General features: G+C 56.2%; 7 protein-coding genes. 6 read left to right on the top strand and 1 reads right to left on the bottom strand.

Features of this window, described 5'->3' with window-relative positions:
- The first annotated feature begins 248 nt into the window (after window positions 1-248).
- The 6 genes from LBR61_13795 (at window position 249) to mutL (ending at window position 8,520) form a co-directional block, all read left to right on the top strand.
- A complete protein-coding gene (locus LBR61_13795; protein MDR1733154.1) occupies window positions 249-1,808 on the top strand; it encodes a methylmalonyl-CoA carboxyltransferase in 1,560 nt (519 codons plus the stop codon).
- Between the two features lie 19 nt (window positions 1,809-1,827).
- The gene (locus LBR61_13790; GenBank protein ID MDR1733153.1) at window positions 1,828-2,241 is read left to right on the top strand and encodes an OadG family protein; all 414 of its coding nucleotides are present in this window, start codon (window positions 1,828-1,830) and stop codon (window positions 2,239-2,241) included.
- A gap of 44 nt (window positions 2,242-2,285) precedes the next feature.
- On the top strand, window positions 2,286-2,711 hold the full coding sequence (locus LBR61_13785; protein MDR1733152.1) for a biotin/lipoyl-binding protein: 426 nt from the start codon (window positions 2,286-2,288) through the stop codon (window positions 2,709-2,711).
- Between the two features lie 78 nt (window positions 2,712-2,789).
- Window positions 2,790-3,947, top strand: a complete 1,158-nt coding sequence (locus LBR61_13780) for a sodium ion-translocating decarboxylase subunit beta (GenBank protein MDR1733151.1) — start codon at window positions 2,790-2,792, stop codon at window positions 3,945-3,947.
- Between the two features lie 113 nt (window positions 3,948-4,060).
- The gene (gene mutS, locus LBR61_13775; GenBank protein MDR1733150.1) at window positions 4,061-6,646 is read left to right on the top strand and encodes a DNA mismatch repair protein MutS; all 2,586 of its coding nucleotides are present in this window, start codon (window positions 4,061-4,063) and stop codon (window positions 6,644-6,646) included.
- Window positions 6,643-8,520, top strand: a complete 1,878-nt coding sequence (gene mutL, locus LBR61_13770; GenBank protein MDR1733149.1) for a DNA mismatch repair endonuclease MutL — start codon at window positions 6,643-6,645, stop codon at window positions 8,518-8,520. The genes mutS and mutL overlap by 4 nt, the downstream gene beginning before the upstream one ends.
- A 120-nt stretch (window positions 8,521-8,640) precedes the next feature.
- On the opposite strand, the gene LBR61_13765 is transcribed toward mutL, so the two are convergent.
- Window positions 8,641-8,993: aminotransferase class I/II-fold pyridoxal phosphate-dependent enzyme (locus LBR61_13765; protein ID MDR1733148.1), on the bottom strand; the 353-nt coding region annotated here is incomplete at its 5' end.

Below are 8,993 nucleotides of genomic sequence, written 5' to 3'. Positions count from 1 at the left end.
AGCCCGACCGCGCCGAGGGTACTGTGTGGGGTACACACGGGAGAGCAGGTCACTGCCGGAAAACTGAATGAAACAACAGCGGGACAAAGAGAATTTTTCTTCGTCCCGCTGTTGTTTTAGCAATTTTTTAACGGTATTTTGAGTGTCTCATAAAAGAAGTTTTATGTTACTCTATACCATGTTTCAGATTTTGCCTGATGTAGAATTACAGGGTCGTTTTATCGACTGAAAAGGGGGCACTTTAGAGGATGGAATTTCGAAGTATGGAGGAGCTTTGCGAGGAACTGAAAGGAAAGCGTCTTTCCGCCTTTGGGGGCGGCGGAGAGAAAGCGGTCGCGAAACAGAAGGAGAAGGGAAAAGGGACGGCACGAGAGCGTATCGCGCAGCTTTTGGATCCGGGTTCCTTCGTAGAAATCGATGAGTTTGTCACACACCGATGCACCAATTTCGGACTCGAAAAGACAAAGCCCCTGGGAGACGGCGTCGTAACCGGCTGGGGTACAGTCGATGGACGTAAAGTCTTTGTTTTCAGTCAGGATTTTACGGTTCTTGGGGGATCTCTGGGAGAAAAACACGCCGACAAAATTTGTAAGGTCATGGACATGGCCCTTGAGATGGGCTGTCCCGTGGTCGGAATCAACGACTCCGGCGGAGCTCGTATTCAGGAGGCCGTCGATTCTCTGAACGGCTACGGCAAGATCTTTTTCCGCAATACCATCTCCAGTGGAGTCATTCCCCAAATATCGGTCATCATGGGACCAACGGCGGGGGGGGCCGTTTACAGCCCGGCCCTGACGGACTTCGTTTTTATGGTGGACAAAACGAGTGTTATGCATATTACAGGCCCCGCGGTCATCAAGGCCGTCACGGGAGAAGAAGTGACCAGCGAAGAACTGGGCGGGGCAAAAACCCACAACTCAAAAAGCGGCAACGCGCATTTTTTTGCCAAAACAGAGAAGGAATGCTTCGATCAGGTTCGCAGGGTTCTTTCCTATTTGCCGTCGAACAATCTGGACGATGCTCCGGTGCAGGAAACCACAGACAGCGTGGATCGGGCGGATCCGGCTCTGCGGAACATTGTCCCGGTCAACCCCAACAAGGGCTACGACGTGAGAAGCGTCCTTGAGCTCGTTCTGGACAAGGGAGAGTTCACCGAGGTCCAGCCGGACTGGGCTCAGAATATGGTAACGGGCTACGGCAGAGTCGGCGGACGCTCGGTCGGCATTATCGCCAACCAGGCGAGGGTTATGGCGGGATGTCTGGACATCGACGCTTCGGACAAGGCCAGCCGTTTTATCCGTCATTGCGATGCCTTCAATTTGCCGATCGTCACCTTTGTGGACGTTCCGGGCTACCTTCCCGGCGTGACCCAGGAGCATAACGGAATCATTCGTCATGGCGCGAAACTGCTGTATGCCTACAGTGAAGCCACGGTTCCTCTCATAACGATCATCCTGAGAAAAGCCTACGGTGGCGCCTATCTGGCCATGAGCGGCAAGGCGCTGGGCGCGGACGTGGTTTTGGCGTGGCCTCAGGCGGAAATCGCGGTCATGGGTGCTGAAGGGGCGGCGAACATCGTGTTCAAAAAGGAGATCGACAGTTCTCCGGATCCCGCGGCGGCGCGGCTGGAAAAAATCGCCGAATACCGCAATGCCTTTGCCACGCCCTACGTGGCTGCGGAACGGGGTCTGGTCGATCGCGTGATTCTTCCCGAGGAGACGAGAGTTGAGCTGTGGCGGGCCCTTTGTGGTATGGACAGCAAACGCACGGGACGTCCGGCCAAAAAGCACGGAGTCATTCCGCACTGAGGGAGGCAGAAAATTTACCATGGAACAGCATCTGAGCCGTTTTCAGGGAATAGGCGGAGCGTTGACGGTGAGCCTGATCGCGTTTACGATCGTGTTTATCGTGCTTGCGGGTCTGACGGCCGTTATTTATGCAATCAAGCTTTTTTCGGGAAGTCAAAATACAGAAAAAGGCAGAAAAGATCAGGATACTCCCGCGGCTGCCACGCCGACTCTCGCTGTCCAGGCTCCTGCCGCCGCGCCGTCTGTGTCGGATAAAAGCCGGATAACGGCGGTGATCACCGCGGCTGTTCTGGCCGCTACTCAGGGACGGGGAAGAGTTATGAGCATCACTCCCGCCGCTGGGCGGACAACTCCTTTCACCGGAACAAACTGGAGAACGTCGGGCATTGTGGAGCGCGTCGGAAGTCGTCTTATACGTCCGTGGAAACACTGAGCTAAAATACCATACAGGAAAAAACCGAAAGGGGAAATTTTGAGATGAGCAAATACAGAGTTACTGTAGATGGTACAAGTTATATCGTAGATGTAGAGGAACTGGCTGCCGGCGCTCCTGTTGCCGCCTCCGCGCCAGCCCCGGCTCCCGTCCCTGTCGCCGCTCCTCAGCCCGCGCCTGTCGCCGCCGCAGCCCCTGCACCGGCCGCAGCTCCCGCTCCCGCTCCTGTCGCGGCCCCCGCTCCCGTTGCCGCGGGAAGCTCCACCATCGTCGCGCCGATGCCGGGAAAAATTCTGGACGTCAAGGTCAGTGTGGGCGCGCATGTGAAAAATGGCGATCTTGTTCTGATGCTTGAGGCCATGAAAATGGAGAATGAAATTTTCGCGCCTTCCGATGGAACGATCACGGAAGTACGTGTGCGGGGTGGCGATTCGGTCAACACGGGAGATGTTTTGATCGTTCTCTCCTGACGCCGGCTTTTTCGAAGGAGTGTCAGATACCGTTGCCGCCGTCAATTCAATGGGGAGGGGTTTGTAAAGATTATGAATATGAGTGTCTACGCGGAAGCTATAAAAGAGCTGTTCTCATCTTCGGGGTTTGCTGAAATTTTTTCGTTGAATGTACGTCTGGGAGGCCTTGCGATACCAGGAAACTTCGTGATGCTGATTGTGGGGCTGATATTGCTTTATATGGCCATCGGCAAGGGGTTCGAACCCCTGCTTCTGGTCCCCATCGCTTTTGGCTGCATTCTGGTCAATTTGCCTCTTTCAGGAATCATGGACGAAGGGGGCTTTTTGCGTTACGTCTCTTTTGGGACGGAACACGAGATTTATCCAATCATTATTTTCATGGGCATTGGCGCTCTGACGGATTTTGCCCCGCTTTTGGCCAACCCCATAACCTTTCTTTTGGGGGCGGCCGCTCAGTTTGGCGTGTTCGTCTCCTTCGTGGGCGCCAATTTATTGGGCTTCAACATTCAGCAGGCGGCCAGCATCGGGATTATTGGAGGCGCCGACGGCCCCACGAGCATTTACCTGACGGTGAAACTGGGACAGCAGTCGATTCTCGGAGCCATCGCTGTGGCGGCTTACAGTTATATGTCTCTGGTTCCTCTGATTCAGCCGCCGGTCATGAAGCTTATGACCAGCAAGGCGGATCGAGCCATACGTATGGATAAACTGCGCCCCGTAAGCAAGCGGGAAAAGATTTTTTTCCCCGTCATCTGTACGATCGTGGCGGGTCTCATTCTTCCCGCCTGCGTGCCATTGATCGGTGTTCTCATGTTCGGCAACCTTCTTCGTGAATGCGGGGTTACGGAGCGTCTGAGCGGCGCGGCGCAGAACGAGATCCTGAACATCACGACGGTGTTTCTGGGTATCTCCGTGGGAGCGACGATGGCGGCGGAGTCTTTCCTGAAAATCGATACTCTGCTGATCATTCTGCTGGGTCTGACGGCCTTTATCTTCAGCACTGCCGGAGGACTGGTCTGCGGACAAATTATGAAAATCGTCAGCAAGGGAAAGATCAATCCTCTTATCGGATCTGCCGGAGTTTCCGCCGTGCCCATGGCGGCTCGAGTGGTTCAGCGCGTCGTGCAGTCCGAGAACCCTGGCAACTACCTTCTGATGCACGCAATGGGGCCGAACGTGGCGGGCGTCATTGGAACGGCCGTGGCGGCGGGCGTCATGCTCACCCTTCTGCGCTGACGGGGAAGATCTCGGCTTTAAAACGCAGCTTTTTGTGTGAGAGAAATCGCCGCCGGCCGGTGCGGGAAGGGCCAACGGTCCAAATTTGATTTTTAAATGCGAAGAATGTGATGATGTCTGAAGATCTGAAAATGACGCCCTGGCTGGCGCAATATCAAAAATGGAAAGCGGAGTATCCCGATGCGTTGCTGTTGTTTCGCATGGGAGATTTTTACGAGCTCTTTTTTGAAGATGCCCGTGACGCGGCGGCTATTTTGGATATTACGCTGACCAGTCGGCAGGAAAACATTCCCATGGCGGGGGTGCCTCATCACGCTCTTCATATGTATCTGGGGCGTCTGATTCGGGCGGGACGCCGGGTGGCGATTTGCGAGCAGATCGGAGAACCCAACGGGCGGACGCTTGTGGAACGTCGGGTGGTTCGCGTCGTTACACCCGGGACCTACGTTCCCGAGGAAAGTGAAAATACGGGACATCTGGCGGCCGTCGCTCCAACGAGAGACGGCCGTTTTGCCGTGGCTCTTCTCTCCACCGAGACGGGACGCCTCGAAGCGGGAACTCTTTCCGCAGACGAGACGATGGCGGCGCTCACGGCCTTTTCTCCCGGAGAAGTGCTTTACCCCGCCGGCGTAAAAACGGATACTTTTCCCGTGGGGATTCACTCGTTCACCCTTCTGCCGCGCTCAGGAGAACTCTTTAAAACGGCCGCGGCCGCCAATCGCCTGAAAACAGCACTCTCTGCCGTCCGTCTGGAAGGCTGGGGCATCGCCGAGGACGATCCCTGTGTGGGGCCGTCCTGGGTGGTTCTGGATTACCTTTCTTCCACTCAGTTCGGATCCGTTCGTCACGTTTTGCGCATCGCGCCGCTGAACCCCCGGGATTACATGTACCTGGACGACGCCGCCCAGCGCAATCTCGATTTGATGCCGGATTCAACGTCCGGTATGGACAGATCCCTTTTTTCCTGCCTGAATCGCTGTCGTACCCCCATGGGACGCAGATCTCTTTCCAACTGGCTGCTGAGGCCCCTTCTCGATCTCTCCGCTATCGCCAAACGACAGGATTATATCGGCTGTCTCGTCCCCAACGCCGCTCTGCTGTACGATCTGCAGGACGTCCTGTCCGCCGCCAGGGACGTGGAACGTGCGCTCTCGCGGCTTTCGATGGGAACCGGAACGCCCAGGGATCTTGCCGCGATTCGGGATACCCTGAGAACGCTGCCCAGACTGCGGTCTTTCGTCTTCGAGGAGCCCCTGGGAGAGGCGGCGCGAACCCTTCCTGACCTGCAGGACCTCTGCGAATATCTGGATGACGCTCTGGAGGAAGAACTTCCCCGGATTTTGGGGGCAGGGAAGGTGATTCGTTCCTCTTTCAGCGAGGAGTTGAACTCCTGGAGAACCGCGGGTGAAAATGGCGAAAAATGGCTGGCGGAATATCTGGAAAAGGAACGCGAAGCCACAGGAAGCTCAAGATTGAAGTCGGGATACAACAAAGTTTTTGGCTATTACCTGGAAATCGGACGCACGGGGCTGGAGACCATTCCGCCCTACTACGAGCGCCGTCAGACCCTGGTGAACGCCGAACGTTTCGTAACGCCTGAATTACGAGAATTTCAGGAAAAAATGGATCGGAGCGAAGGAGAGATTGCCCGCATCGAGGCGGAGCTCTATCATGAGGTGGTGGAGCGCGTGATCGGGCGAGGACTGGATCTGCAGATGCTGGGGCGCCTGCTGGGGCTTCTGGACTGCGTGGGCTCCCTGGCGCGGGTGGCTCAGGAACGGAATTACGTACGCCCCGAGGTGAACGCCTCCGGGGTCACGAATATTCGAGGCGGACGTCATCCCGTTCTTGAAACGACCCTGACCGATTCTTCCTTTGTTCCCAACGACGTGACGCTGGGCGGCGAAGAAGCCCGCATCATCATCCTGACCGGGCCGAATATGGCGGGCAAATCCACATGGCTTCGCATGACGGCGCTTGTGTCCATCATGGCTCAGGCCGGTTCCTGGGTGCCCGCCGAGAGCGCGTCTCTGGGTCTGGTGGATCGGGTGTTCACCCGCATCGGAGCGCGAGACGATCTGGTGCGCGGCAACAGTACCTTCATGGTGGAGATGCTGGAAACCGCTTCCATTCTCCATAATATTACCGACCGCAGCCTGGTGATTTTGGATGAAGTGGGACGGGGGACCTCCACCTGGGACGGAATGAGCATCGCCTGGGCGGTGCTGGAATATTTGCACCACGATTGCGGAGCTCTTCCGAGGGTGCTTTTCGCCACCCATTACCACGAGCTGACCTGCCTCGAAGAGCGGCTGGAGGGGGTCAGAAACTTCAGCATGGCGGTGGCCGAGGGAGACGCGGGCATTCTGTTTCTGCATCAGGTGGTGAGGCGTCCGGCGGATCGTTCCTACGGCATCGAGGTTGCCCGTCTGGCGGGACTTCCCAAAAGCGTCCTGCGTCGCGCTTTCGAGCTGCTGGAACTTTTCGAAAAGGAAGGCTTCGAGCGTTCGTCGATACCCGACCCGCTTCCTCTGACCCATCTTCGGGAGCAGCTGACCCTGTTTTCTCCCGAGGCGGACGCCGTCATCGAAGAACTGTCGGAAATGGACCTGGATAACCTGACTCCCATGAGAGCCATGGAGACTCTGTATAAAATGAAAGAAAGAAGTCTGAAGGTACTGAAGGGGCAAAAATCATGACCATTAATCTGCTGCCCGAGGGAGTATGGTCCCGAATCGCCGCGGGGGAGGTTCTGGAGCGCCCGTCGTCGGCGGTCAAGGAAATGATTGAAAACTCTCTGGATGCCGGTGCGAAGCGCATTCGAGTGAAGCTATGGGACGGCGGACGGGTGCGCATCGTAGTGGAAGATGACGGGGCCGGGATCGCCTTTGATGAACTGCCTCTGGCCCTGACCCGGCACGCCACCAGTAAAATTGCCGGAATCGAGGATCTCGACGCCATCCATACTCTGGGCTACAGAGGGGAAGCTCTGGCCAGCATGGCCGCCGTGGCGAAGGTGGAGATTCGTTCCCGTCCTCCGGAGGAGGAAAGCGGAGGACTCCTTCGCGCCTTCGAGGGGCGCGTTTCCGACCACCTGAAGACCAGCTGCAGTCCGGGAACCCGCGTCCAGGTCGATGAGCTCTTCTCCAACCTTCCCGCACGTCGCAAGTTTCTGAAAAGTGCCGCCGGAGAGTTGCGCCGCGTGGCTTCCTTGCTGAGAGAATACGCAATTTGCCGTCCGGATACGGCGTTTGTCCTGGAACACGACGGACGTTCCATTTTTTCCACCGACGGCAGCGGGGACCGTCGCCGGGTCATTGAGTATTTATGGGGAGCTGAACCGGCTGTTCTGACCGTGGAGGCGTCGGCCGGACATATCGCGTTGGAGTGCTGGTGGCAGCCCCGACAGGGACGGAACGACGTCATTTCCTTTGTCAACGGGCGGGCTGTAAACGATCCGCTGATCAAAGGCGCCGTGGGAGCGGCTGCCCGGGAGCTGATCGGAGGCTGGGCGCTCTTTTTCACCGTCGATCCCGCGCTGGTGGACGTCAATATTCATCCGGCCAAGGCGGAGATTCGTTTCCGCTACCCCGGCGAGGTTTTCAGCGCCGTGAAGGAAGCGAGCCTGCAGCTTGGCGGTCGGGCTCCTGTCTATGTTCGTGAGGGAAAGACGCTTTCGACGGAGTCGAGGGATCTTCGACCGAAGGATTCCGGCGTCTGGAAAAATCCATCTGAAAAGACGCGGCCAGGTTCCGGCTGGGACTTCAAAGAGACAAATTCGGCTTTTACAGGATCTTCCGGAAAAAACGCCGCCCTGCGAAGTCCTTCTTCCGAGAATCTGTTTGGACGCGTGGAAGTTCCTGGTTTCAACTTCGGGCCGAATGCGGCGGAAGAGGAAGCCACGAATCTGCCCGTGCGGGACAGGGCGTTTTTTGATGACCCGACTTTGAACGTTCCGACTTCAAATACATATGACGAAGATGCAGAAGCCGCCGTCTCTGAACTGCCGGAAAATGTGACCTGTCTGGGACAGCTCGCTTCGGGTTATCTGATCTTCGACACGCCAGGGGGGGCGGTGTTCGTGGATCCGCACGCGGCTCATGAACGGGTGGCCTTCGAGCGTATTCGGGCGGAAGCGAAAGATGGGCAGCGCTCACAGCCTCTTCTGATGCCCGTTCCTCTTCCCCCTTCTCTGCAACTGGAAGCCGAAGAAAAGGAAGAACTTCTGAAAAATTTTGGATTTGCTCTTGAAAAAAGGGATGGTGGTCTGTGGATTGCGGCCATTCCTTCTCTTCTGAAAGTAAATGTCCCTCCGGAGGCGTTGCTTCGCGGGTCGCTGGCGGCCCTGCGCGACGGAGGCGACGCCGATCCTGCCGAATTGCTCTGGCGAAACTGGGCGACGATGGCCTGTAAGGAAGCCGTCAAAGTGACCACAGAACTGGGGCCGGAAGAGGCGCTGACCCTGTGGCGGGATCTGCACGAATGCCAGCAGCCCTTTTTCTGCCCTCACGGTCGTCCCACGATTCTTGAGCTTTCCAACGCTGAATTTCTCCGTCACTTCGGAAGGGAATAGAGCCGTTGGCCCTTTTCTGCAATAAATTTTTGTGCGTCATTTACCCGCATTAAGCGTCTTTTTTTAGTACACGATTACGCCATCCGCTGTAAACGTCAGTGGAAAATTTTGGTATTTCGATCAGAATTCCTGCTGTTTCAGCGTGTCGATAATTTTGTGGAGTCCCGTCCGGATTTGCTCATTTGTTGGCGTGGCATAGCTGAGACGAAGAAATCTGCCGTGAGTCCCATCCTGGCTGAAAAGATTTCCGGGAAGGAACCATACTCTCTCTTTCTCCTTCATGTATTTGTAAAAATTATAAGAATCCATGCTGTCGCCGGATTGGAGCTCAACCCAGAAAAACAATCCGCCGTCTGAAACGTAACGGACTCGCAGCACGCCAGATTTTTCGATCAGGTTTTTCATGAGGTCATATTTTTTCCGAAAATGAGCGCGCAATTTTTCTAAATACACCGACATCTTCCCTTTTCGCA

The organism is Synergistaceae bacterium, from assembly GCA_031272035.1.
Lineage (GTDB): Bacteria > Synergistota > Synergistia > Synergistales > Aminobacteriaceae > JAISSA01.
The sequence above is the reverse complement of the archived record's forward strand: the minus strand, read 5'-3'. Positions and strand labels throughout refer to the sequence as shown.

Excerpts from the sequence above, each read along its gene's own strand:
- LBR61_13795 (MDR1733154.1), top strand. The coding sequence starts at position 249 with ATGGAATTTCGAAGTATGGAGGAGCTTTGCGAGGAACTGAAAGGAAAG.
- LBR61_13790 (MDR1733153.1), top strand. The coding sequence starts at position 1,828 with ATGGAACAGCATCTGAGCCGTTTTCAGGGAATAGGCGGAGCGTTGACG.
- LBR61_13785 (MDR1733152.1), top strand. The coding sequence starts at position 2,286 with ATGAGCAAATACAGAGTTACTGTAGATGGTACAAGTTATATCGTAGAT.
- LBR61_13780 (MDR1733151.1), top strand. The coding sequence starts at position 2,790 with ATGAGTGTCTACGCGGAAGCTATAAAAGAGCTGTTCTCATCTTCGGGG.
- mutS (MDR1733150.1), top strand. The coding sequence starts at position 4,061 with ATGTCTGAAGATCTGAAAATGACGCCCTGGCTGGCGCAATATCAAAAA.
- mutL (MDR1733149.1), top strand. The coding sequence starts at position 6,643 with ATGACCATTAATCTGCTGCCCGAGGGAGTATGGTCCCGAATCGCCGCG.